Genomic DNA, 24,114 nt, shown 5'->3' with positions numbered 1-24,114 from the left:
GCGAATGTGGGAGGGGCTTCAGCCCCGCCGCGGTGACGTCGGAACGGCCTTTCGGCCCATACCTCTTTCGCAGCGCATCACTTGGTCCGCTCGAACAGCTCGCGGCCGATCAGCATGCGGCGGATCTCCGAGGTGCCCGCGCCGATCTCGTAGAGCTTGGCATCGCGCCACAGGCGCCCGGTCGGATAGTCGTTGATGTAGCCGTTGCCGCCCAGCACCTGGATCGCCTGGCCGGTCAGCCAGGTCGCCTTCTCGGCGGCGTAGAGGATCGCGCCGGCGGCGTCCTGGCGGGTGGTGCGGCCGGCGTCGCAGGCGCGCGCCACCGCGTACACATAGGCGCGGCAGGCGTTGAGGCCCACGTACATGTCGGCCAGCTTGCCCTGCATCAGCTGGAAGCTGCCGATCGGCTCGCCGAACTGGCGGCGCTCGTGCACGTAGGGCAGCACCACATCCAGCGCCGCCGCCATCAGCCCCAGCGGACCGCCGGACAGCACCACGCGCTCGTAGTCCAGGCCGGACATCAGCACGCGCACGCCGCCGCCCACTTCGCCGAGTACGTTCTCCGCCGGCACCTCGCAGTCCTGGAACACCAGCTCGCAGGTGTTGGAGCCGCGCATGCCGAGCTTGTCCAGCTTCTGCGCGGTGCTGAAGCCGGACATGCCCTTCTCGACGATGAATGCGGTGATGCCGCGCGCGCCGCCGCTCGGGTCGGTCTTGGCGTAGACCACCAGTACGTCGGCGTCGGGGCCGTTGGTGATCCACATCTTGTTGCCGTTGAGCACGTAGCGGTCGCCGCGGGCCTCGGCGCGCAGCTTCATCGACACCACGTCCGAGCCGGCGCCCGGCTCGCTCATCGCCAGCGCGCCGACGTGCTCGCCGCTGCACAGCTTGGGCAGGTAGCGCGCCTTCTGCGCCGGGCTGGCATTCTTGCGCAACTGGTTCACGCACAGGTTCGAATGCGCGCCGTAGGACAGGCCGATCGCGCCGCAGGCCCGCGAGATCTCCTCCATCGCCACCACGTGCGCCAGGTAGCCCATCGCACTGCCGCCGTATTCCTCCTCGACGGTGAGGCCGAGCAGGCCCTGCTCGCCGAGCTTGCGCCACAGCGGCGCAGGGAAGGCGTTGTCGCGGTCGGCCTGCTCGGCCAGCGGCGCGATCTCGCGCGCGGCGAAGGCGGCGACGCTGTCGCGCAGCAGGTCGACCTCCTCGCCCAACTCGAAATTCAACGACGGCATCAGCATGGCGGCAACTCCGGGAATGGCGGGTGGCCGGCGGCGCCTAGAATCGGACCCGCGCCGGGCAAGAGCGCCCAGCGTAGCCGGGAACGGCAAAGAAGTGAACAGAAATTCATTAATTGAACTTAGAATCACGCCATGGCCTACAAACGCTCCGCCCTGATGGAAGAACGCCTCGCCGGCAACCGCCAGCGGATCCTGCTGGCGGCGCGCCGGCTGATCGCCGCCGACGGCTTCCGCGGCGCCCCGGTGACCGCGGTGGCGGCCGAGGCCGGGGTCTCGACCGGGCTGATCTACCGGCATTTCCCGTCCAAGGCCGAACTGTTCGTGGAGGTGCTGACCGCGGCGGTGGAGCACGAGCTGACCATCCTGCGCGCCATCGCCGCCACGCCGGCGCCGGCGGCGCAGCGCCTGCGCGACGCCATCGCCTCGTTCGTGCGCCGCGCCCTGGCCGGCCCCGGCCTGGCCTACGCCTTCATCGCCGAGCCGGTGGAGCCGGAGGTGGACGCCGAGCGCATCCGCTGCCGGCGCCTGCTCGGCGACGTGTTCAAGGGCATCCTGGCCGACGGCGTGGCCGCGGGCGAGTTCCCCGCGCAGGACCTGGATGCGGCGGCCGCATGCCTGGTCGGCGCCTATACCGAGGCCCTGGTCGGCCCGACCGCGCCCAGCCGCGACGGCCCGCGCGACAGCGATCGCCTGGTCGAGGCTGTGTGCGGGTTCTGCCTGCGCGCGGTGGGCAGCGCCTGAGCCGACGTCATGCCGCCTGCGCCGAACTGCTGCGATGCAGCACGCATCGCCTGCGATTCCGTGCCATTGCGGCGTGCCGCGCGGCGCAAACGCTGGCTATACTCGGTCGCGTAGCGGTGGTCCGGATTACCACGTGCCAAAGGGGTGTGATGTGCGGAATTACGACCTCGAATTTCTCAAGCGCTTCTCGATGGTGATCGGCCTGCTGGTGCTGATCACTATCGGCCTGATCGTGTTCGCGCATTACCTGCAGCGGGCCATCCCGCCGGAGGTGTCGCCGATCGCGCAAAAGCGCACCGAGGAACGCATCGCGCCGGTCGGCGCGGTCTATGCCGGCAGCACCGGCGCCGCGGCGCAGGCCGCCGCCCAGGCGGCGGCGCTGGCCAAGGCCTCGGCGCAGGCGGCCTACGGCGGCACCACCGACGGCAAGACCATCTTCAACAACCTGTGTACCGCCTGCCACACCACGGGCGTGGGCAAGGCGCCGACGTTGGATCATGCGCACTGGGACAAGCGCATCGCGCAGGGCAAGGAGACGCTCTACAAGCATGCCATCGAGGGCTATACCGGCCCCGATGGGGGCATCATGCCGCCGAAGGGCGGCAATCCCGGGCTGACCGAGGAGCAGATCCACGCCACCGTGGACTGGATGCTGGCCAACCTGAAGTAACCTTGCGCCTCCCGCACGCCACTGCGCCGCCTTCGGGCGGCGCATTCGTTTCCGCGCCCGTCGCGTGCCGGCGCAAACAAGGAGAGTGATCACATGCGCATGCCGCCGCCATCGTTGTTGTCGTTGTTGCTGCTGGTCGCAGCCCCCGCCGCGCAGGCGCTGACGCCGCCGCCATTGCTGCCGATCGGGCAGTTGCGCCCGGGCCCGCAGGCGCAGGGCGTGGTGTTCGAGGGCGTGGTCACCGCACGGGTGGAGGCCGGCGGCAGCGGCTACCTGGTGCAGGATGCCGGCGACGACGATCCGCTGACCGCCGACGCGCTGCTGGTGCGCGGTGATGCCGAGCGCAGCCTGGCCCCGGGCGACCGCGTGCGGGTGTGGGGCGAACTGGCACCGCAGGCCGCTGCCTCGGCCAAGGCCGGCACCGCATTCGTCGGGCGCAGCGTGCTGGAGCAGGGACACACCGTACTGGCGCGGGCGCAGCCCTTGCCGCTGCAAGTGCTCGACGCGGCGCCGGCCGACTGGTCGGCATTGGCCGGCATGCGCGTGCGCATCGCCGCGCCGCTGACCGTGGTCGACAACGATGCGCTGGGCAAGACCGGCGAACTCGGCGTGGCCTTCGGCGGGCGCCTGTGGCAGCCCAGCGAAGTGGCCGCGCCCGGCAGCGCCGAGCAGGCGGCAGTGGTCGCCGACAATGCGCGGCGCGGGCTGCGGCTGGGCACGCTCGATGCGCCGGCTCCGACTCCGACATCAACATCAACATCGGCAACGGCAACGGCAACGGCAACGGCAACGGCAAAACTCCCGGACTATCTGGGTAGCGCCGCCGCACCACCACGCGCAGGCAGCGCAGTGCAGGACGTGGAGGGCATCGTCGGCGGGGTGATCGACGGCGTCGCGCGGCTGTACCCGACCGCTGCGCTGCAGCTGACGCCGCCGCCGGAACCGGCGCCGCCGCAGGTCGACGGTACCTTGCGCATCGCCGCGTTCAACCTGGAGAACTTCTTCAACGGCGATGGCCGCGGCGGCGGCTTCCCGACCCTGCGTGGTGCACGCACGGCGGCCGAGTTCCAGGCGCAGCTGCGCAAGCTGGTGGCGACGATCCGTCCGCTGCAGGCCGACGTCGCCGCGCTGATGGAACTGGAGAACGACGGCTACGGCCCGACCTCGGCGATTGCCAGCCTGGTCGACGCGCTCAACGCCGGCGGCGGCGACTGGCGCTTCGTCGATGCCGGGCACGGCCCCGGCAACAACCCGATCCGGGTCGGCCTGATCTACCGCGTCTCGCGGGTGAGCCCGGTCGGCAAGCCGGCGATGCTGGAAGGCGGCCCGTTCGCCGAGCACAGCCGGGTGCCGCTGGCGCAGGCTTTCCGCCACGGCAGCGGTGCGCCGTTCGTGGTGGTGGCCAACCACTTCAAGTCCAAGGGTTGCGGCGAAGCCAGCGGTGCGGATGCCGACCGCGGCGACGGCCAGGGCTGCTGGAACGCGACCCGCACCGAGTCGGCGCGGCGCCTGGACGCCTGGCTGCGCAGCGACCCCACTGGTACCGGCAGCACGTCCAGCGTGCTGCTCGGCGATTTCAACGCCTACGCGATGGAAGACCCCCTGCGCCTGCTGCGCGACGCCGGCTGGCGCGACGCGCTGCAGGAGGCGCATGTCGCGCATCCCTACAGCTTCGTCTACCGCGGCCTCAGCGGCCGCCTCGACCACGCCTTGCTGAGCCCGGCGCTGGCGGCGCGGTTGCGCGGCGCCGCCGAATGGCACGTCAACGCGGACCTGCCCGACAGCGATGGTTATCGCGAGCGCGATCTGCCCGGCCCGTGGCGCAGTTCGGACCACGATCCGTTGTTGCTGGGGTTTGATCTGTAGGCTGGGAATGGGGAAACGGGAATGGGGAATCGGAAAAAGCCGATCGTCGGCCTCCTTTTCCCCATCCTCGACTTGCGGGACGTCCCTATCTGGGCTCCTGTTGTTTGCAAAGCGTACGACTGCCGTCATGCGGAGTTGCGCTGCGTTGCGTTTCGGGAGGACTGCCGCTGCGCGTCCTGCCTTGCGTGTCACCAGCGATTCTGAAGGAGTGCTGGTGTCTTTCACGGCGTTGGCTGCGCGTTTTGCCGTTGTGCCAATCGAAGTCGGTAGATGCGGTGCTTTGCGCGATAGAGCGACAGCATCGTCTGTTGCTTTCGCCTTGGCAGTTGCTTTCGCCTTGGCAGTTGCTTTCGCCTTGGCAGTTGCTTTCGCCTTGGCAGTTGCTTTCGCCTTGGCAGTTGCTGTTGTTGTTGCTTAGCTTTGGCTCTTGTTTTTGACTTACCGGGTTCCCTTCCGAAGCGGCGGCCAACGCGGGGAAAAACCCCGAAGGGGCGGCGCACATGGACGTGCGCCGTCCGCGGCAGGGGCAGGATGCCCCTTCCGCGGATCCCCGTGCTGGACGCGGACCCGGAGCGCGCCAGCGCGGAGGGCGCGAGGCAGGGTGTGTTTTCTTTTGGTTACTTTTCTTTGCACAAGCAAAGAAAAGTAACTCGCCGCAAGGCGAAAGCTTTGCTCTTGCACTTGCTGCTACGGCGGCGGCCGCTGAATTGTAGGAGCGGCTTTAGCCGCGACAGCGCGAGTCCATTCTGCCTGTCGCGGCTAAAGCCGCTCCTACAGACCTTCTCGCCTGACACACAAACTTCGAGCAACAGCAACGGCTTTCGCCCTTGCGGGCGAGTTACTTTTCTTTGCTCGCGCAAAGAAAAGGTAACCAAAAGAAAGCGCGCCCTGCCTCGCGCCCTCCGCGCTACGCGCTCCGGGTCCGCGGATGCACCGGGGATTCGCGGAAGGGGCATCCTGCCCCTGCCGCGAACGGCGTACATCCATGTACGCCGCCCTTCGGGTTTTTCCCCGGTCCATCCGCCGCTGCGGAAGGGAACCCGGTAAGTCAAAAGCCAGAGCAACGGCAACGGCAACAGCAACGGCAGAAACAGCGGCAACTGCCAAAGCGTCAGCAACAGCAGAGGCGACGGCAACTGCCAAGGCGACAGCGACAGCAAACTGCGCCTCGGCCCTGATTGCCGCTCGGCGGCCGCACGCTATGCCGCATGTCCCGCGCTCGCGTCTGCGCTCAATGCCGGCAACGCCGCAGGTGTCGGCGCCAATTCCAAAGGTGCGCACTGGCTAGCGCCAGGCTGCCGCTCACCGTCATCGCGGTCTCGCTGGCCTCGTCGGGAATGCCGAAGGCGCCGGCCAGCAGACCGAGCAGCCCCAGCGCCGCCAGCGTCCACAGCGGCCAGGGCAGCGCGTCGCGCCGATGCCCGCGCCACAGCGCCAGCCCCGCCAACGGCGCGGCGATCGCCACGAACAGCACGTGCACCCATTCGGCCTCGGCCCAGACCCCGAACAGCGGCAGCGCCGCGGCCAGCAACGGCAACGCCAGGCAGTGCAGCAAGCACAGCCCGGACAACACCATCGCCGAGGCATCGAAGAAGGATTGCGGCAGGGATTTCATCGACGTCCACTCCAGTGCATTAAGTGTTATATAGTAACATTTCCAGCCCGCCACGCCTTCGCGCCGATGCCCGCCATGTCCATCTCCACCGTTTCCGATCGCCGCCTTCCCGTCACCGTGCTGTCCGGCTTCCTGGGCGCCGGCAAGACCACCCTGCTCAACCGCGTGCTGCACAACCGCGACGGCCGCCGCGTGGCGGTGATCGTCAACGACATGAGCGAGGTCAACATCGACGCGGCGCTGATCCGCGACGGCGGCGCCGCGCTCAGCCGCACCGAGGAAACCCTGGTCGAGTTCAGCAACGGCTGCATCTGCTGTACGTTGCGCGACGACCTGCGCCAGGAGGTGCAGCGCCTGGCCGAGAGCGGGCGCTACGACTACCTGTTGATCGAATCCACCGGCATCTCCGAGCCGATGCCGGTGGCGGCCACCTTCGCCGTGCGCGATGCCGACGGCCGCGGTCTGGCCGATGTCGCGCGCCTGGACACCATGCTCACCGTGGTCGACGGGGTCAGCTTCCTGCGCGACTTCGGTTCGGCAGAGCGGCTGGCCGACCGCGGGCTGCAGGCCGGGGCCGACGACGACCGCGGGCTGGTCAACCTGCTGGTGGAACAGATCGAGTTCGCCGACGTGGTCGTGATCAGCAAGGCCGACCTGGCCGATGCGGCCACCCTCGACCGCACCCGCGCGGTGCTGCGTGCGCTCAACCGCGATGCGCGCATCGTCGAGGCCAGCCGCGGGGACGTACCGCTGGAGCTGGTGTTGGACACCGGCAGCTTCGACTTCGTGCGCGCGCAGCTGGCGCCGGGCTGGATGCAGGCGCTGCGCGGCGAGCACGCACCGGAGACCGAGCAGTTCGGCATCGAAAGCTTCGTCTATCGCGCGCGCCGGCCGTTCCATCCGCTGCGCTTCGCACGGCTGGCGCAGCGCGGCCTGCGCGACGTGATCCGCAGCAAGGGCTTCTTCTGGCTGGCCAGCCGCATGGACTGGGTCGGCGAACTGTCCATCGTCGGCGCCGCCACCCAGACCCAGGCCGCCGGGTTCTGGTACGCGGCGCGCGAGCGCGTGGACCGCGGCCTGCTGGAGACGCCGCTGGTGCTGCCGCCGTCGCCGCTGCCGTATACCGAGCTGGGCTGGCAGCGCCAGCAGACCGCGTGCTGGAACGCGCCGCCGCCGCAGGCCGAGGAGGTCGGCGATGCGCGCGAGTACGCGGCGCTGCGGGCGATGTGGCATCCGCTATGGGGCGACCGCCGCCAGGAACTGGCAGTGATCGGCGTCGGCCTGGACGAGGCGCGGGTGCGCGCCGAACTCGATGCCTGCCTGCTCGACGACGCCGAACTGCGGCAGGGGCCGGTGGCGTGGCAGGGGTTGGAGGATCCGTTTCCGGCGTGGAGGCGTTGAGGGGCCGGGAATCGGGAATCGGGATTGGGGAATCGTAAGAGCGGGGTGCGGGTGCTGAGGGTTGATTGCCTGCCGGCACGATCAGGCCAGATTCGTGGCGATCCATTTCCAGCGTGATGACACTGATGCGCTTGCGATTCGAGAATCGGCAGCGGGAGTTGCAGGCGCGCGCTGAGAACTAGCTACCCGCACCCACCGCGATCAGCACGATCGCCGGCACCGCCAGCAGCAGGCCGAGGCGGTTCCAGCGATTGGTGCGCTCGCCGAACACGGCGACGCCGAGCAGGGTGCCCAGGCCGATCACGCCCAGGTTCATCGCCGCGAACACGCTGGCGGGGCTGTCCGGCAGGGCCTGGTGCGCGCGCACGTAGAACAGGATGTTGCCGAAGTTGAGCGCGCCCAGCAGCAGGCCGGCGCCGAGGTTGCGCCAGGCCAGCGGGGCGGTGCCGCGCAGGTGGCGCCACAGCTGCACGCCCAGCAGCAGCACGAAGGCCAGCGCGAAGGCGACCAGCAGCGAGGCGGCGAACGGCGTGCCGGCCTGGGCGATGCGCTTGAGCAGCACGTCGATCGCGGCGAAGCCGACCCATACCAGCAGCAGCCACGGCGCGGTGCCTGCGGCGCTGCGCGGCGTCGTATCCGGCCGCTGCACGATGCCGGCGATGGCCAGCAGGCCCAGCGCCAGGCCGGCCAGCTTGGCGCCGTTGGCGTGTTCGCCGAACCAAAGGAAGGCCGCGGCCAGCGACAGCAGCAGCGACAGCCGCTGCGCCGCGTCGGTGCGCACGATGCCGGCGCTGGCCACCGCGCGGCCCAGCACCAGGAAGATGCCCGGCAGCAGCACGCCCAGGGCCAGCAGCGACGCCCACGGCGTATGCGCGCCGTCCAGCGCGGCCAGCGGCGGCTGCAGCAGGGCCGCGCACAGCAGCAGCGCCGCCAGGTAGTTCCAGGTCACCGCCTGGGCCAGGTCGATGCGCCGTTGCGACGCCAGCTTCAGCAGTGCCGAGACCAGCACGCTGCACACAACACTCAACAGGACGAACGCCACGCGGGATCCGGATCGGGAAGGGAAAAAGAACGCTGCGTGCACCGCATCCGCATGTGGCCACGACCCAGCCCCGGTATTATGACCGCATGACCTCTCCCGCTTTCCCCACCGCCTCCGGCCCAGTGACGCTGCAAGGCCCCGCCGGCCCGATCGAGGCCGCGGTCGATCTGCCCGACACCGACGTCGCCGCGCTGCCGGTCACCGCCATCGTCTGCCATCCGCTGTCCACCGAGGGCGGCAGCATGCACAACAAGGTGGTGACGATGGTCGCGCGCGCGCTGCGCGAACTGGGCGTGCACGTGGTGCGCTTCAACTTCCGCAGCGTCGGCGCTTCCGCCGGCAGCTTCGACCACGGCGAGGGCGAGCAGCAGGACCTGGCCGCGGTGGCCGCCTGGGTGCGCGCGCAGCGCCCGCACGACGCGCTGTGGCTGGCCGGTTTCAGCTTCGGCGCCTATGTCTCGCTGCGCGCCAGCGCCGCGCTGCAGCCGCAGGTGCTGATCTCGATCGCGCCGCCGGCCGGGCGCTGGGATTTTTCCGAGATGGTGCCGCCGCCGCAGTGGCTGGTGATCCAGGGCGAGGCCGACGAGATCGTCGATCCGCAGGCCGTGTACGACTGGCTGGAGACCCTGGAAGCGCAGCCGGAGCTGGTGCGCATGCCCGACACCAGCCACTTCTTCCATCGCAAGCTGATCGACCTGCGCGGCGCGCTGCAGCACGCGGTCAAGGGCTGGCTGCCGGCGGCACAGGCGTGAGCGCGGCGGCATTGCCGTCGCAGCGCTACGCCGAGGGCGTGGCGCGCGGCGACTGGCGCGACGATCCGGCCCAGCATGCGGCGCTGGCCGAACTGGACCGCATCCACGTCGCGATCGTGGATGGCGACCAGGACGGCTGGCTGGACCGCCTGTCGGCGTTCTGGAAGAAGCCCGAGCCGGTGCGCGGCCTGTACTTCTGGGGCGGGGTCGGCCGCGGCAAGACCTTCCTGGTCGATCTGTTCTACGACGGCCTGCCGATCACGCGGAAGTACCGCACCCATTTCCACCGCTTCATGCGCGGCGTGCACGAGCGCCTGCGCGCGCATGCCGGGCAGAGCGATCCGCTGGCCAAGATCGCACAGGAGTGGCGCAGCCGGCTGCGCGTGCTGGTGCTGGACGAGTTCTTCGTCACCGACATCGGCGATGCGATGCTGCTGTCGCGCCTGCTCGAGCGCCTGTTCGCCGAGGGTGTGACCCTGGTCACCACCTCCAATACCGCGCCGCAGAACCTGTACCTCAACGGCCTGCAGCGCGACAGCTTCCTGCCGGCGATCGCGCTGCTGCAGACCTACTGCGTGGAGCTGTACGCCGAGGGCGCCGAGGACTACCGCATGCGCGCGCTGACCCGCTCGCCGGTGTACCGCGCGCCGCTGGTCGAGGACAGCGACGCCTGGCTGGAGCAACGCTGGAGCGCGCTGACCGGCAAGGCCGAGGCGCGCCGCGGCAACATCGAGATCGAAGGGCGCAAGATCCCGGTGCGCGCGCGCGGCAAGAGCATCGTCTGGTTCGATTTCGTCGCCTTGTGCGAAGGCCCGCGCGGTCCCAGCGACTACATCGAGATCGCGCACGAGTTCACCACCGTGCTGCTCGGCGGCATCCCGCACTTCGACCGCATGAACGAGGATGCGGCGCGGCGCTTCGTCAACCTGATCGACGAGCTGTACGACCGCCACGTCAACCTGGTCTGCACCGCGCAGGATCCGCCGCCGCTGCTGTACACCGGCGAGCGCCTGGCCGGCGCCTTCGAGCGCACCGCCTCGCGGCTGATCGAGATGCAGAGCGCCGAGTACCTGTCGGCCGCGCACCGGGTCTGAACGCAGGAGCGCCGGCGCGCGCTCAGCGCACTGCGCCGGGCGCGCACAGCCCGGCGACGAAGCGCGGCATCAGGCCCGCGCCCGCAATCTCTTGCAGATAGGCGGCCGCCGGGCAACTGGCGCCGCCTTCGCTGCGTGCGCAGCGGGCCGGGCCGAACGCGCCGTCCTGCGGCAACTGCCGGTCCATGGCCTGGCGCTGCGCCACCGACAGCCCGTCGCGAAACGTGTCCTCGGCATCGAGAAGGTCGGCCGGGGTGAGCCGGTCGGTCGGCACCGTTGGGCATTGGCGATGGGTTTCACGCGCCAGCGCGTCGGCGCCGGCGCCGACCAGCACCGGGCCGGCGGGCAGGGTGTTCGGCACGACGGCGGCGGGCGCACCGCCAAGCGCGGCCAGCAGCAGGAACGATGCGCGCATGCGGAGACTCCTCGGGCTGCGCGGCAGCGTAATCCTGCGCCAGCGGCGGCACAGGGGCAGGACGCCGAGCGCTTCAGCCGGAAGTTAGCACCGGCAAAAATATCGCTTGCGATTGAATCGCACACTATGTAATATCTCCTCCCGTGGACCGTACCTCTCCCCCCGACGCCACCGCGCTGCTGAAGCTGGACACCCAGCTGTGCTTCGCGCTGTATTCGGCCAACCTGGCGATGCACAAGCTCTACCGCGGGCCGCTGGGCGAGCTCGGCCTGACCTATCCGCAGTACCTGGTGATGCTGGTGCTGTGGGAACAGGACGGCTGCAGTGTCTCGGACATCGGCGAGAAGCTGTTCCTGGATTCGGCCACGCTGACCCCGCTGCTCAAGCGCCTGGAGGCGGTCGGCCTGCTGACCCGCCGCCGCGCCGCCGAGGACGAGCGCCGCGTGCTGATCGCGCTGACCGCCGAGGGCCAGGCCCTGCGTGCGCGTGCGCAGGCAGTGCCGGAAGGCGTGCTGTGCGCGGTCGCCTGCGACCTGCAGCAACTGACCCGGCTCAAGCACGACCTGGAAGAGGTCCGCGGCAAGTTGCTGGCCGCGCCCTGAGCGATTCCGGCTCCGATCACCCCATCCCCTCTACACCCATGGCGCCGCGGCGCCACCCTCCAAGGAGAACCACCATGGCTTCACCGACCACCATCGTCTACACCGCCACTGCCACCGCCACCGGGGGCCGCGACGGCCGCGCCGCCACCCCCGACAAGGCGTTGGACGTCAAGCTGTCGACCCCGCGCGAGCTGGGCGGCGCCGGCGGCGACGGCACCAACCCGGAGCAGCTGTTCGCGGCCGGCTACTCGGCCTGCTTCATCGGCGCGCTGAAGTTCGTCGCCGGGCAGGAGAAGGTGACGCTGCCGGCCGAGACGAACATCGAGGGCCATGTCGGCATCGGCCAGATCCCGGGCGGCTTCGGTATCGCGGTGGAACTGCGCATCGCGGCGCCGGGCGTGGAGCGTGCGACGCTGGAATCGCTGGTGGAGAAGGCGCACCAGGTGTGCCCGTACTCCAACGCCACCCGCGGCAACATCGACGTCAAGCTGGTTGTGCTCGGCTGAGCCAGCGGGATGTCTTGGCCGGCGCGTGCGCCGGTCCATGGCGGTAAGCGACGGGCGGCCAGTGGCCGCCCGTTCGCGTTGCGGGTGCCGCGCGTGTTGCCGCGCACATTGAGGCCGTCCCGCGGCGATGCAATAGTGTGAGCTTCATCAAATCGGGCGCGCCATGCTCAGTTCCGCCTACAACGCCGAGACCGTCGCCGCCTTCCTGCAGGGCGCGCGTCGTGTGCTGGTGCTGACCGGTGCCGGCATGTCCGCCGAGAGCGGGGTGCCGACCTTTCGCGGCCAGGACGACAGCCTGTGGTCGCGCTTCGATCCCGAGCAACTGGCCACCGAGGACGCCTGGCGCGCGGACCCGGCCCTGGTCTGGGGCTGGTACCGCTGGCGCATGGCGATCGTGGCGCTGGCGCAGCCGCATGCCGGGCATCTTGCGCTGGCGCGCCTGGCCGAGGTCCGCCACACCACGCTGGTGACCCAGAATGTGGACGACCTGCACCAGCGCGCCGGTAGCGAGGTCGCCGCGCACGTGCACGGCCGCCTGTCGGCGCTGCGCTGCAGCGACTGCGGCCAGCCCTGGCGTGGGCTGCTGCCGCCGGTGGACGTGCACACGCCGAGCCAGCGCCTGGCGCCGCCGGTGTGCGCGGCCTGCGGCGGCACGGTGCGCCCGGGCGTGGTGTGGTTCGGCGAAGCGCTGCCGGCGGCGGAGTGGACGCGCGCGCAGACCGCGGCGGACGCCGCCGACCTGGTGCTGGTGATCGGCAGTTCCGGCCTGGTCTATCCGGCCGCCAGCCTGCCGCTGCAGGCCAAGGAGCGCGGCGCCTGCGTGGTCGAGATCAACCCCGAACCCAGCGCGCTGTCGGCGCGCGCCGATCTGCACTGGCGCGACAGCGCGGCGGTGGCGCTGCCGTTGCTGTTGCAGCAGTGCATGGTGGCCTGAGGCCGCTGCACGTTGAAGATGTGGCTTCGATTGCTTCGGTCGACCACCCGTGGAGTGTGATGATGGGCATCAAACCTGGCCCCAAGCGCATCGCAAAGAGCACCGGCAAGCCGGATCGGCGTCAGCGGGACAACAAGGACATTCCGGGAAACACGAAATCCCTCAAGCCGCACAAGCACAAGAAAGGCGACTGAGCCGACCGGCGGCGCGGATGGCCGGGGAGGGCGCGCGCCGGGCGGCCGGCGGGCCGTTTCGATGGCATCTTGCCCCTCTCCGGGGCCCGGCTTCACGGCCCCGTTATGGTCGCGAACGTTCTCCGCGGCGGGGCCGAAACCGGCTGCCGACGGCAAACCGTTGCCAGGCTTAGGTTTTCGTAATTTGACCCATATTTAGCGTTGACGTCGTCGACCGACCACACTATCTTGGGGTGGTCGGTTCCGGCGGCCCCAAGCCGCGGGATCAAAAGGGAAGCCGGTGCGGCGTGCCAACGCCAATTCCGGCGCTGCCCCGCAGCGGTAATTGGGAACGAACCCGTCATCCGCACTGAGGCGCCCGCCTTGGGAAGCGACGGGCTAGGAACCGGCCACGGCCGTTGCCCATCAGCCCGAAGACCTGCCGACAGCCGCGCGAAGCACACCGCGCGGCGCCGACCGCGCGATCTCCGGGGGGAGATGGTCGGTGCAGCGATGACCGCCCGCAGGCCCGGTGCCTGCGCCGTTTGCAGTCTTCGCGACACCGCCTGCCCCCTTCGGACCCGGTCGGACCGCTGCCTGCGAGGGTCGGGCGGCCGCGTGCACCACGCTTGGAGACCTTCATGAGCCAGACCCACAGCCTGCCGGCCACCGCGTCCGTCGACGCCGCCGTCGACCCCACGACCGCCGCCGCCACTGCCGCCACCGCCCAGCCGGAGCCGGCCAGCAGCGAGCCGAGCAACGACCAGCGCGCCGTGACCTGGATCGTCAAGGACGGCGGCAACCGCCGCATGGCCTTCGACCGCTCGCGCCTGCAGCGCACCCTGGACCGGATCCACGCCGAGTTCCCGCAGCTGGACGTGAGCGACTACGAGCGCAAGGCCTTCGCCTTCATCGAGAAGAGGGAAAGCCTGTCGGCCGACGACATGGTCGACTACCTGATCCGCGAGGCCGAGTCGCGCGTGGACATCGCCACGCCGGAGTGGGAGTACTTCGCCGCGCGCCTGTACCTGGACCGCCTGTACAAGCGCGCCAGCAAGAACCGTTTCTACGATGCCGGCGAGAAGTACGGCTCCTATGTCGGTCTGCAGGAAAGCCTGGCCGACCGCGGCGTGTACTCCATCGACATCCTCAAGAACTACTCCAAGGACGAACTGGCCGAAGCCGGCCGCATGATCGATCCGGAGCGCGACAAGCTGTTCGCGTACAACGGCCTGTACCTGCTGGCCACGCGTTACCTGGCCACCGACAACTCGCGCAAGGTCTACGAACTGCCGCAGGAGCGCTGGCTGACCATCGCCCTGTACCTGATGCAGGACGAGAAGCCGCGCGAGCGCCGCATGCAGCTGGTCGGCGAGGCCTACTGGGCGCTGTCCAACCTGTACATGACCGTGGCCACCCCGACCCTGGCCAACGCCGGCAAGATCGGCGGGCAGCTGTCGAGCTGCTTCATCGACACCGTCGACGACAGCCTGCAGGGCATCTACGACTCCAACACCGACGTGGCGCGCGTGTCCAAGCACGGCGGCGGCGTCGGCGCCTACCTGGGCTACGTGCGTTCCTCCGGCTCGGCGATCCGCGGGGTCAAGAACTCCAGCGGCGGCGTGGTGCCGTGGATCAAGCAGCTCAACAACACCGCCGTGTCGGTGGACCAGCTCGGCCAGCGCAAGGGCGCCATCGCCGTGTACCTGGACATCTGGCACCGCGACATCGAGGCGTTCCTGGACCTGCGCCTGAACAACGGCGACCAGCGCCTGCGCGCGCACGACGTGTTCACCGCGGTGTGCGTGCCGGACATCTTCATGGAAGCGGTCGAGCGCCGCGGCGAGTGGTACCTGTTCGACCCGCACGAGGTGAAGGAGGTCAAGGGCTGGTACCTGCAGGACTTCTTCGACGAGAAGCGCGGTGAAGGCAGCTTCCGCGCGCGTTACGAGGAAGTGGTGGCCGACGAGCGCATCGGCCGCAAGGTGGTCAAGGCCATCGACATGTTCAAGCGGATCATGGTCAGCCAGCTGGAGACCGGCAACCCGTTCATGTTCTATCGCGACGAAGTCAATCGCATGAACCCGAACAAGCACCAGGGCATGGTCTATTCCAGCAACCTGTGCACCGAGATCCTGCAGAACATGAGCCCGACGCGGGTCATCCAGGAGATGATCAGCGGCGACCAGATCGTCACCACCAAGCAGGCCGGCGACTTCGTCGTGTGCAACCTGTCCTCGGTGAACCTGGGCCGCGCGGTCACCGCGCAGCCGGACCTGCTGTCGCCGGATATCCTGGAGCGGCTGATCCGCGTGCAGGTGCGCATGCTCGACAACGTCATCGACCTCAACGAGCTGCCGGTGCCGCAGGCCACCATCACCAACCAGAAGTACCGCGCGATCGGCCTGGGCACCTTCGGCTGGCACCACCTGCTGGCGCAGAAGGGCATCGACTGGAACTCGCGTGCGGCCGAAGACTACAGCGACGAGCTGTACGAGCGCATCAACTACCTGACCATCCAGGCGAGCCTGGCGCTGGCCAAGGAGAAGGGCGCGTACAAGGTGTTCAAGGGCAGCGACTGGCAGAACGGCGAGTACTTCAGCAAGCGCGGCTACGACAGCGCCGAGTGGCAGGAACTGGCCGCGCAGGTGAGCGTGCATGGCGTGCGCAACGCCTGGATGGTGGCGGTGGCGCCGAACATGAGCACCGCGCAGATCGCCGGCTCCACCGCGTCGATCGACCCGATCTACAGCGCGTTCTACTACGAAGAGAAGAAGGACTTCCGCCGTCCGGTGGTGGCGCCGGGGCTGACCGTGGACACCTATCCGTACTACGAGAAGGGCGCCTACAAGGTCGACCAGTTCGCCAGCGTGCGCCAAAACGCGCGCCGCCAGCGCCACGTCGACCAGTCGATCAGCTTCAACTTCTACGTGCCCAGCGGCATCCGCGCCAGCACCCTGCTGGACCTGCACATGACCGCGTGGAAGGAAGGCCTGAAGACCACCTACTACGTGCGTTCCAACGACATCGACATCAGCGAGTGCGAGTGGTGCTCGAGCTGATCGCCGGCGTCTGACGCCACCGGCGCGCGGCGGCCCATGGCCGCCGTGCGTTTCGCATTCCCGCGCCTCCCGCCGGCGCCGTTCACCCGACTTGACGAAGCAAATCCATGGCCATCGCGCTCGACCGCATCAAGATCCTCGAACCGCTGCACCCCAACCGCTCCACCGGCATCATCAACGGCACCACCAGCGGCATCCTCAACTGGAACGACATCCCGTACCCGTCCTTCTACCGGGCGTACAAGGAACTGTCGACCAACTTCTGGATCCCCGACGAAGTGGACATGAAGGGCGATGCCAAGCAGTACGGGGAGTTGTCGGCGCGCGAGAAGAACGCCTACGACTCGATCATCGGCCTGCTGGCCACGCTGGATTCGCCGCAGACGCGCTTCATCTACAACGTCGCCGAATACATCACCGACCCGGCCGCGCACGCCAATGCCGCGATCATCGGCCAGCAGGAAGTGATCCACAACGAGAGCTACTCGTACGTGCTGGCGTCGATCGCCGGCCTGGCCGACCAGAACCGCGTGTTCGAGATCGCGCGGACGCACCCGACCATCATCGCGCGCAACCAGCCGATCATGCAGGCCTACGACGACTTCATGCGCGAGAAGACCGCCGAGACCCTGCTGCGCTCGCTGATCCAGTCCTCGATCCTGGAAGGCATCAACTTCTATTCCGGCTTCGCGTATTTCTACAACCTGGTGCGGCAGAACCGCATGACCGGCACCGGCAAGATCATCAGCTTCATCAACCGCGACGAACTGGCCCACACCAAGTTCATCAGCGAGCTGATCCGCGCCATCATCGGCGAGAACGCCGAGCTGCAGACCAACGAGCTGACCGACTACGTGCACCAGGCCTTCGAACACGCGATCCGCCTGGAGACCGAGTGGTCCTCGGAAGTGCTCGACGGCATCGAGGGTATCGACGTGGACGAAATGATCCAATACGTGAAGTACCGCGCCAACAAGATGTCCGGCATGCTCGGCATCGAGAAGCTGTACAGCGGCGCCAGCGACAACGTGATGCCGTGGATCAAGGCCTACGCCGACAACTTCACCGAGACCAAGACCGACTTCTTCGAGATGCGCAACGCCAGCTACAAGAAGACCAACTCGGACAACGGTTTCGACGATCTTTGAGGGGCCGGGATTTGGGATTTGGCATTCGGGATTCGTAGCAGCAACGTGGAACCCGCTTTTCCCAGTCCCTGATCCCGTGCGCAGGAATTTGTTCTGCGCGACGGGTGGAAACCACGTCGACCCGCTCTTTCGAATCCCCAATCCCGACTCCCCAATCCCGGCTCCATGCGTATCCTGCTCGCCTACGCTTCGCTCAGCGGCAACACCCGCGACGTCGCCCGCCGCGTGCATGCGCAGTGCGAGGCGGCTGGGCACGCGGTGACCTGGATCCATACCGACCTGCAGACGCTGCAGGGCGCGCTCGGCGATGCCGCGCGCGCGGCGGACTTCGACCTGCACCTGCTCGGCAGCTGGAGCGACAACGCCGGGCGCACGCCGGCGGAGATGAAGCGCTACATCGCCGAGCTGGTCGAGGCGACCGGCAAGGCGATCGAGGTCGCGGCGTTCGGCACTGGCGAGACGCAGTGGGGGCTGGAGTATTACTGCGGTGCGGTCAAGCGCATTGCGCGGTTCTTCGACAGCGCCTATCCGTTGCTTGAGATCGAACAGATGCCGCATGGCGACCGTGACAACACGGCGATCGACGCCTGGTGCGCGCAGGTGCTGGCGTTGCGCGCGGCGCGGGCGTCGTCGGCTGGCGACGTGCCGGTGGCCGCTGTCGAGCCCACCTCCGCGGCCGCGGCCGGGTTCGCTGCGATGGCGTTGCCGCTGCGCGGCAGTGGCTGACGCCGTCGTCGTCCATCCGTTTTCCTGGCATCGCCGGCGTCCTCATCGCACGCCGGGCTTCCTCCGACATCACACAAGGTTCCGTTGCATGCTTACCACCATCACCGTCTCCAGCGCCGAACAGTTCGCCGATGCGCTCGCCGCCCACCCGCGCGTGCTGGCCGATTTCAACAAGGACAACTGCCCCGGCTGCCGCATGCTCGACAAGTCGCTGGAGCGCTTCGCCGAGGGTGAGAGTGCGCAGGGCGTGACCTTGCTCAAGGTGAAGATGGAAGACGTGGGCGAGGACTTCTTCCGCGCCCAGGGCCTGCGCCAGACCCCGACCCTGATGCTGTTCCGCCAGGGCGAGGAAGTGGCGCGCGTGCCCGGCTTCGTGCCGCCGGCCAAGATCGACGAAGTGGTGCGCACGCACTTGGGCTGAGCGCGCTCATGCTCTCGTAGGACCGGCTTCAGCCGCGACGGGCTTCACCGATAGAGCCTGTCGCTGCTAAGCCGACTCTTGCGGTTGTGCTTGTCCGAAGCGCAAATCTCAAGCAGCAAAGGCAAAGGCAAAGGCTTTCGCCCTTTCGGGCGAGTTACTTTTCTTTGCTTGTGCAAAGAAAAGTAACCAAAAGAAAGCACACCCTGCCTCGCGCCCTCCGCGCTAACGCGCTCCGGGTCCGCGTCCATCCCGGGGATTCGCGGAAGGGGCATCCTGCCCCTGCCGCGAACGGCGCACGTCCCTGTGCGCCGCCCCTTCGGGGTTTTCCCCCGGGCTGGCCGCCGCTGCGGAAGGGAACCCGGTGAGTCAAAAGCCGAAGCAACATCAACAGCAAAGGCCGAGGCGACTGCGACTGCTGCGCACACCTGCGTCATTGCAGTGTCCGCCAGCGAATGCGCTGCACGTGGCGGCCCATGTCGGCTGTTGATCGTGGTGGACACGCAATCACCCTGGTTCCGGAAGAAGCTGCAGGCGCGGTTGTGCGTGGCGTATAGGCGGCTGTGCCGGCGTGCGCCTAGGCAGGCGCATCACCAGTGCAATGACGTATGCATGCGCTGTATCCGCAATAGCTTCTGCTTCTGCTTTTGCTTTTGCTTTTGCTGTTGATGTTGATGTTGCTTTGGCTTTTGACTTACCGGGTTCCCTTCCGCAGCGGCGGATGGACCGGGGAAAAACCCGAAGGGCGGCGTACATGGATGTACGCCGTTCGCGGCAGGGGCAGGATGCCCCTTCCGCGAATCCCCGGTGCATCCGCGGACCCGGAGCGCGGAGGGCGCGAGGCAGGGCGCGCTTTCTTTTGGTTACCTTTTCTTTGCGCGAGCAAAGAAAAGTAACTCGCCCGAAAGGGCGAAAGCCTTTGCTCTCGTCTACGGGGAGAGCTCGCGGCTAAAGTCACTTCTACATTCCCTCTAGGGGAGCGAAGCACTCCCCTATCCACGCCTGCCCGCCGCATGCCCCTGCGCCAACTGCCACAGGTGGCGCACGATCGGCATCGTCTGCACGGTGGCCGGTAGCGCGGCCAGTGCCAGCCGCGCCATCGGCACGCGGCCTTCGATGTCCAGGTAGCGCACGCCGGGCAACTGCACCTGGGTGGTGGAGGCCGGTACCACCGACACGCCCAGTTCGGCGGCGACCAGGTTGACGATGGAGGACATCTGCGGCGCCTCCTGGTCGATGCGCAGGTCGAAGCCGGCCTGGCGGCAGGCGTCGAGGATTTCGTCGTACAGGCTGGTGCCGAAGCTGCGCGGGAACAGAATGAAGGGTTCGCCAGCCAACGCCGACAGCGGCGCGCGCTTGCGCTTGGCCAGCCGGTGCCCGGCCGGCACCGCGATCTTCATCGGCTCGTTGGGGAACTTCAGCAACTGCAGTTCCGGCGGCGTGACCACGCTGTAGCGGATGAAGGCCGCATCCAGACGGCCCTGCAGCAGCGCGGCGAGCAGGCCGGCGGTATTGGTTTCCTCCAACGACAACGCCACCGCCGGCCAGCCGCGGCGAAAGCCGCGCACCAGCGTGGGCACGACCGGATTGAATGCGGCCGACGCGGTGAAGCCGAGCCGCAGCACGCCGCTTTCGCCGCGCGCGGCGCGCCGGGCCGCCTCGCTGGCGCGTTCCAGGTCGGCCAGCACGCGCCGTGCCTCGGTGCGGAAGGCGTGCCCCGCTTCGGTGAGCTCGGCGCCGCGCGGCGTGCGCACGAACAGCGGCGTGCCCAGTTCCTCTTCGAGCGCGCGGATCTGCTGGCTCAGTGGCGGTTGCTGGATGCCCAGTTGCGCCGCGGCGCGGGTGAAATGGCCGACCTCGGCCACGGCCAGGAAATAGCGCAGATGGCGCAGTTCCACGTCATATCCATCACGTATGGAGAGTGGGTGCATCATATATTGGACGTGGGGTCGGCGCAGGCGAATACTGCACCTCCATCCACTCCTACGATGTCCGTCGTGAACGCTTCCAGCCAATGCCCGCCCGTGCAGGCGGTGGACGATGCGCCGCTGCTGCGCATCCGCCTGGCCCTGTTCCTTGCCGGCTTCGCCACCTTTTCGCTGCTGTACAGCGTGCAGCCGTTGCTGCCCGAGTTCGCGCACGAGTTCGGGCTCAGCGCCGCGACCAGTTCGCTGCCGCTGTCGCTGGCCACCGGCGGCCTGGCGATCGCGATCTTCTGCGCCGGCGCGGTGTCGGAAACGCTGGGCCGGCGCGGCCTGATGTTCGTGTCGATCGCGTTGGCGGCGCTGCTCAACCTGTTGGCGTCGTGCCTGCCGCACTGGGGTTCCCTGGTGGTGGTGCGCGCGCTGTCCGGCATCGCCCTGGGCGGCGTGCCGGCGGTGGCAATGGTGTACCTGGCCGAGGAACTGCCGGCGAACCGGCTCGGCGCGGCGACCGGGCTGTACGTGGCCGGCAATGCCTTCGGCGGCATGGTCGGCCGTATCGGCATGAGCATGCTCACCGACCATTTCGACTGGCGCATCGCGCTGGGTACGCTGAGCGTGGTGGATCTGCTGGTCGCGATCGGTTTCGTCCTGCTGCTGCCGCCGTCGCGGCACTTCGTTCGCCGCCAGGGCGTGAACCTGCGCTTCCACCTGCGCGCCTGGGGCGGGCACCTGCGCGATCGCCATCTGCCGTGGCTGTTTGCGATTCCATTCCTGGCGATGGGCGTGTTCGTCAGCGTCTACAACTACGCCGGCTTCCGCCTGGGCGGGCCGGAGTTCGGGCTGAGCCAGAGCCAGCTCGGCCTGATCTTCAGCGCCTACGTGTTCGGCATCGTGTCCTCGTCGGTCGCCGGTGCGGCGTCGGACCGCTTCGGCCGCGGCCCGGTGGTGCTGGCCGGCATCACCACCGCGGCGCTGGGCGTGGCGCTGACCCTGGCGCATGCGCTGGTGCCGATCATCGCCGGCATCGTGCTGCTGACCATCGGCTTTTTCGTCGCGCATTCGGCGGCCAGCGCCTGGGTCGGACGCCTGGGCGGCCAGCACAAGAGCCATGCCGCCTCGCTGTACCTGCTGGCCTACTACGCCGGCGCCAGCGTGATCGGCTCGCTCAGCGGTGCGGCCTGGCAGCACGGCGGCTGGAATGCGCTGGTCGCCTGTTGTCTGGTCCTGCTGGGCATCGGCCTGGTCGCCGCGCAGGTGCTGCACCGCGGCGCCGACGACAGCCGCCCTTACGGCCGCTTCGGGCCGCATCCGCCGCGCGGCGAGTGAGCCGCGCCGCCATCAGCCAACGAGGATCCGCAATGCAGATCGACCACCTCGACCATCTGGTTCTCACCGTCGCCGACATCGAGGCCAGCTGCGCGTTCTACACGCGCGTTCTCGGCATGCAGGTGCAGCGCTTCGGCGAAGGCCGCACCGCGCTGGCGTTCGGCCGGCAGAAGATCAACCTGCATGCCGCCGGCCGCGAATTCGAGCCGAAGGCGCGCGTGCCCACGCTCGGTTCCGGCGACCTGTGCTTCCTCACCACCACGCCACTGGCGCAGGTGGCCGAGGAACTGCAGGCCGCCGCCGTGCCGATCGAGGACGGGCCGGTGCAACGCACCGGCGCCACCGGCCCGATCCTGTCGCTGTATTTCCGCGACCCGGACGGCAACCTGATCGAGGTCGCCAACCCGTCGTGACCGCGGGCGCCGCCGTGGCAGCGCCCGCGTCGTGCGCTCACTCCGAGTAGCTCACCGACAGGGTCACGTTGGCGTAGCCGCCGCTGCCGCCGACCAGGCGGAAGAAGTAGCTGCCGGTGGCCGGCACCGCCATCTGCACATTCTGCGTGGTGCCGTTGCGCACCGAGCTGTAGTCGGCGTCGCTGCCGTCGGCGCTGGGCGCGCGCACCGCGCGCACGTACAGCCGCAATTGGCCGCTGCCGCCGAGGGTGCGGATCTGCAGGTTGCGCGCGTTGGTGGGCACGTCCAGGCGGTACAGTGTGCCCTGGCCGGCCGCGGCGGACAGCTTGCTCTGCGTGCCGCGTGCGATCGGAGTGGCGGTGGCTTCCTCGCCGCCGCCGCTGGCGCCGGCCGCGCGCGCCACCGCCTTGCCGGCATTGAGGATGCCGGCACCGATGCGCAGCGTCGGCTTGACCGGGAACACGTTGGAGGTCTGGGTCAGGATGTCGCGCATCTGCGCGCTCGTCGGCACCGGCCGGCCGGCGCTGATCGCAGCGCTGATCGCCAGCGCGACCACGCCGGCCACGTGCGGCGAGGCCATCGAGGTGCCGGCATAGCCGGCGTAGGTAGGCTGGTCCGGACCATGGGTGCCTTTGTTGAGGGTGGACCAGACCAGACCGGTACGTACCGATCCCGAGCCGCTGGACGCATCGTTGGCGTAGACGCCGCCGCCGGGCGCCGACAGGGTGATGGTGTTGCCGTAGTTGGAGTAGTACGCGCGGCCGCCGGTGATGCCGGTGGCCGCGATGTTGATGACGCCCGGGCAACTGGCCGGCGAATAGGCCGCGGCGTCGGCGTTGTCGTTGCCAGCGGCCACCACCACCACGCTGCCGCGCGCGATGGCGCTGGAGATGGCGTTGGCGGTCACCGAATCCTGCGCGCAGCTGCCGCCGCCGCCCAGGCTCATGTTGATCACTTCGGCCGGGTTGGTGTTGTCGGGCACGCCGTCGACATGGCCGCCGGACGCCCACACGATGGCATCGGCGATGTCGGCGGTGGTGCCGCCGCAGTGACCGAGCGCGCGGATCGGCAGGATCTTCGCGTCCGGCGCGATCCCGGCCATGCCGATGCCGTTGTTGGTGCGCATGGCGATGGTGCCGGCGACGTGGGTGCCGTGCCAGGAGCTGTCGCTCTGTTCGTTCGGCTGCGCGCAGCCGCCGTTGGCGACCAGGTATTTGTCGTCGGTGGTCCAGTCGCCGGTATCCCAGCCGCCGGCCGCGCGGCCGTTGCTGGCGCGGCCGGACATCAGCGCATCGCTGATGAAGTCGTAGCCGGCGTTGGCCAGCGACGTGTCCAGATCCGGATGCGCGGTGATGCCGGTGTCGATCACCGCCACCACCACGCCCTGGCCGGTGCCGTACTGCCAGGCCGGCAGCAGGTCGATGCCGCCGCGGTTGGCGTAGCCGGTGGTCTCCGGCGCCAGCGTTTCCAGGTGGCCGTCGGGCGTGCGCAGGTGCCATTGCACCTCGTAACCCGGGTCGTTGGGCGCGGCGACGGCACTGGCCGTGGCCTGCGCGGTGCTGCGCACCGGCTTGAGGATCAGGTTCGGCTCGACGTGCGCCACCGCGGGGTCGGCGCGCAGGCTGGTCATCAGCGTCTCCAGCTGCGAAGGACTCAGCGCGCGGTTGGGCCGCACCAGGTCGGCGCCGGTGGCCAGCCGCCGCACCCGGCTCAGCGCTGGCACGCTCTGCCGATAGGTGCTGGCCCAGGTGCCGGCGCTGCTGCGCGCGGCCTGGTTGAGCGTGCTGGCTGCAGCGTTGGCATCGCGGCGTGCGCTGCTGCCGTCGCGGTAGGTCACGATCAGGCCATCGTAGACCGTGGATTGCCCGGGCGTGGCCTGGGCCAGGGTCGAGAAGCGCGGGGCGGACTGCGCCTGCGCGGTGCCGGCGAGCGCCAGGCCCAGCGACAGGGCGAGCAGGTTGCGGGAGAACGGTGCGGTGGACGTCATGGCGGTGTCTCTGCAGAAGAGCGGGGAGGCGGAGTGGGAGGCGTGACGGGATGCGCT

23 protein-coding genes and 1 riboswitch are annotated in these 24,114 nt (G+C 68.9%); of the genes, 17 read left to right on the top strand and 6 right to left on the bottom strand.

Features of this window, described 5'->3' with window-relative positions; genetic code table 11:
* Positions 1 to 77: 77 nt before the first annotated feature.
* On the bottom strand, positions 78 to 1,241 hold the full coding sequence (locus QN245_RS20565) for an isovaleryl-CoA dehydrogenase (protein ID WP_317844104.1): 1,164 nt from the start codon (positions 1,239 to 1,241) through the stop codon (positions 78 to 80).
* 132 nt (positions 1,242 to 1,373) lie between these two features.
* Between QN245_RS20565 and QN245_RS20560 the strand changes: the two genes are divergently transcribed.
* The 4 genes from QN245_RS20560 (at position 1,374) to QN245_RS20545 (ending at position 4,936) form a co-directional block, all read left to right on the top strand.
* On the top strand, positions 1,374 to 1,982 hold the full coding sequence (locus tag QN245_RS20560) for a TetR/AcrR family transcriptional regulator (RefSeq protein ID WP_317844103.1): 609 nt from the start codon (positions 1,374 to 1,376) through the stop codon (positions 1,980 to 1,982).
* A 151-nt stretch (positions 1,983 to 2,133) separates the two neighbouring features.
* Positions 2,134 to 2,652 carry a c-type cytochrome gene (locus tag QN245_RS20555; protein ID WP_160968408.1) on the top strand — a complete coding sequence of 173 codons (519 nt, stop codon included), beginning with the start codon at positions 2,134 to 2,136 and terminating at the stop codon, positions 2,650 to 2,652.
* A gap of 93 nt (positions 2,653 to 2,745) precedes the next feature.
* Complete coding sequence (locus QN245_RS20550; RefSeq protein WP_317844102.1) at positions 2,746 to 4,518, top strand: ExeM/NucH family extracellular endonuclease; 1,773 nt, start codon at positions 2,746 to 2,748, stop codon at positions 4,516 to 4,518.
* A 214-nt stretch (positions 4,519 to 4,732) separates the two neighbouring features.
* The gene (locus QN245_RS20545; RefSeq protein ID WP_317844101.1) at positions 4,733 to 4,936 is read left to right on the top strand and encodes a hypothetical protein; all 204 of its coding nucleotides are present in this window, start codon (positions 4,733 to 4,735) and stop codon (positions 4,934 to 4,936) included.
* Between the two features lie 813 nt (positions 4,937 to 5,749).
* Here QN245_RS20545 and QN245_RS20540 read toward each other — a convergent pair.
* Entirely contained in the window at positions 5,750 to 6,133 is a 384-nt protein-coding gene (locus QN245_RS20540) for a MerC domain-containing protein (RefSeq protein ID WP_317844100.1), read from the bottom strand.
* A gap of 75 nt (positions 6,134 to 6,208) precedes the next feature.
* On the opposite strand from QN245_RS20540, the gene QN245_RS20535 reads away from it, so the two are divergent.
* Positions 6,209 to 7,534 (top strand): GTP-binding protein, encoded by a 1,326-nt coding sequence (locus QN245_RS20535; RefSeq protein ID WP_317844099.1) that lies wholly within the window; start codon positions 6,209 to 6,211, stop codon positions 7,532 to 7,534.
* Positions 7,535 to 7,712: 178 nt separating this feature from the next.
* On the opposite strand, the gene QN245_RS20530 is transcribed toward QN245_RS20535, so the two are convergent.
* The gene (locus QN245_RS20530) at positions 7,713 to 8,576 is read right to left on the bottom strand and encodes an EamA family transporter (RefSeq protein ID WP_317844098.1); all 864 of its coding nucleotides are present in this window, start codon (positions 8,574 to 8,576) and stop codon (positions 7,713 to 7,715) included.
* A gap of 86 nt (positions 8,577 to 8,662) precedes the next feature.
* Here QN245_RS20530 and QN245_RS20525 point away from each other — a divergent pair, with 86 nt between their 5' ends.
* Together QN245_RS20525 and zapE are read left to right on the top strand one after the other, a co-directional pair.
* Positions 8,663 to 9,328 (top strand): alpha/beta hydrolase, encoded by a 666-nt coding sequence (locus QN245_RS20525; protein ID WP_317844097.1) that lies wholly within the window; start codon positions 8,663 to 8,665, stop codon positions 9,326 to 9,328.
* Positions 9,325 to 10,422, top strand: a complete 1,098-nt coding sequence (zapE, locus tag QN245_RS20520) for a cell division protein ZapE (RefSeq protein WP_317844096.1) — start codon at positions 9,325 to 9,327, stop codon at positions 10,420 to 10,422. The genes QN245_RS20525 and zapE overlap by 4 nt, the downstream gene beginning before the upstream one ends.
* 22 nt (positions 10,423 to 10,444) lie before the next feature.
* Here zapE and QN245_RS20515 read toward each other — a convergent pair whose 3' ends face one another.
* Positions 10,445 to 10,837: a hypothetical protein gene (locus tag QN245_RS20515; protein ID WP_317844095.1), complete on the bottom strand. Its 393-nt coding sequence runs from the start codon at positions 10,835 to 10,837 to the stop codon at positions 10,445 to 10,447.
* A 143-nt stretch (positions 10,838 to 10,980) separates the two neighbouring features.
* On the opposite strand from QN245_RS20515, the gene QN245_RS20510 reads away from it, so the two are divergent.
* The 8 genes from QN245_RS20510 (at position 10,981) to QN245_RS20475 (ending at position 18,409) form a co-directional block, all read left to right on the top strand.
* Complete coding sequence (locus QN245_RS20510) at positions 10,981 to 11,439, top strand: MarR family winged helix-turn-helix transcriptional regulator (RefSeq protein WP_317844094.1); 459 nt, start codon at positions 10,981 to 10,983, stop codon at positions 11,437 to 11,439.
* Positions 11,440 to 11,513: 74 nt separating this feature from the next.
* Positions 11,514 to 11,945, top strand: a complete 432-nt coding sequence (locus QN245_RS20505) for an organic hydroperoxide resistance protein (RefSeq protein WP_160968419.1) — start codon at positions 11,514 to 11,516, stop codon at positions 11,943 to 11,945.
* A 163-nt stretch (positions 11,946 to 12,108) separates the two neighbouring features.
* Positions 12,109 to 12,879, top strand: a complete 771-nt coding sequence (locus QN245_RS20500) for an SIR2 family NAD-dependent protein deacylase (RefSeq protein ID WP_317844093.1) — start codon at positions 12,109 to 12,111, stop codon at positions 12,877 to 12,879.
* 62 nt (positions 12,880 to 12,941) lie between these two features.
* Complete coding sequence (locus tag QN245_RS20495) at positions 12,942 to 13,073, top strand: hypothetical protein (protein ID WP_317844092.1); 132 nt, start codon at positions 12,942 to 12,944, stop codon at positions 13,071 to 13,073.
* A 221-nt stretch (positions 13,074 to 13,294) separates the two neighbouring features.
* Positions 13,295 to 13,513, top strand: a riboswitch (cobalamin riboswitch).
* 180 nt (positions 13,514 to 13,693) lie between these two features.
* The gene (locus QN245_RS20490; protein WP_160968423.1) at positions 13,694 to 16,114 is read left to right on the top strand and encodes a ribonucleoside-diphosphate reductase subunit alpha; all 2,421 of its coding nucleotides are present in this window, start codon (positions 13,694 to 13,696) and stop codon (positions 16,112 to 16,114) included.
* A 107-nt stretch (positions 16,115 to 16,221) separates the two neighbouring features.
* Positions 16,222 to 17,262: a ribonucleotide-diphosphate reductase subunit beta gene (locus tag QN245_RS20485; protein WP_010340146.1), complete on the top strand. Its 1,041-nt coding sequence runs from the start codon at positions 16,222 to 16,224 to the stop codon at positions 17,260 to 17,262.
* Between the two features lie 165 nt (positions 17,263 to 17,427).
* Positions 17,428 to 17,988, top strand: coding sequence for a flavodoxin (locus QN245_RS20480; protein ID WP_317844091.1), 561 nt, complete (start codon positions 17,428 to 17,430; stop codon positions 17,986 to 17,988).
* A gap of 88 nt (positions 17,989 to 18,076) precedes the next feature.
* Positions 18,077 to 18,409, top strand: coding sequence for a thioredoxin family protein (locus QN245_RS20475; RefSeq protein ID WP_160968427.1), 333 nt, complete (start codon positions 18,077 to 18,079; stop codon positions 18,407 to 18,409).
* Between the two features lie 989 nt (positions 18,410 to 19,398).
* Here QN245_RS20475 and QN245_RS20470 read toward each other — a convergent pair.
* Entirely contained in the window at positions 19,399 to 20,304 is a 906-nt protein-coding gene (locus QN245_RS20470) for a LysR family transcriptional regulator (protein WP_160968429.1), read from the bottom strand.
* A gap of 90 nt (positions 20,305 to 20,394) precedes the next feature.
* Here QN245_RS20470 and QN245_RS20465 point away from each other — a divergent pair, with 90 nt between their 5' ends.
* Entirely contained in the window at positions 20,395 to 21,657 is a 1,263-nt protein-coding gene (locus QN245_RS20465) for an MFS transporter (protein ID WP_202394853.1), read from the top strand.
* 32 nt (positions 21,658 to 21,689) lie between these two features.
* On the top strand, positions 21,690 to 22,070 hold the full coding sequence (locus QN245_RS20460) for a VOC family protein (RefSeq protein ID WP_317844090.1): 381 nt from the start codon (positions 21,690 to 21,692) through the stop codon (positions 22,068 to 22,070).
* A 37-nt stretch (positions 22,071 to 22,107) separates the two neighbouring features.
* On the opposite strand, the gene QN245_RS20455 is transcribed toward QN245_RS20460, so the two are convergent.
* The gene (locus QN245_RS20455; RefSeq protein WP_160968435.1) at positions 22,108 to 24,057 is read right to left on the bottom strand and encodes a S8 family serine peptidase; all 1,950 of its coding nucleotides are present in this window, start codon (positions 24,055 to 24,057) and stop codon (positions 22,108 to 22,110) included.
* Between the last annotated feature and the right edge of the window lie 57 nt (positions 24,058 to 24,114).

The sequence above is a fragment of the Xanthomonas rydalmerensis genome, from assembly GCF_033170385.1.
Classification (GTDB): domain Bacteria; phylum Pseudomonadota; class Gammaproteobacteria; order Xanthomonadales; family Xanthomonadaceae; genus Xanthomonas_A; species Xanthomonas_A rydalmerensis.
The sequence above is the reverse complement of the archived record's forward strand: the minus strand, read 5'-3'. Positions and strand labels throughout refer to the sequence as shown.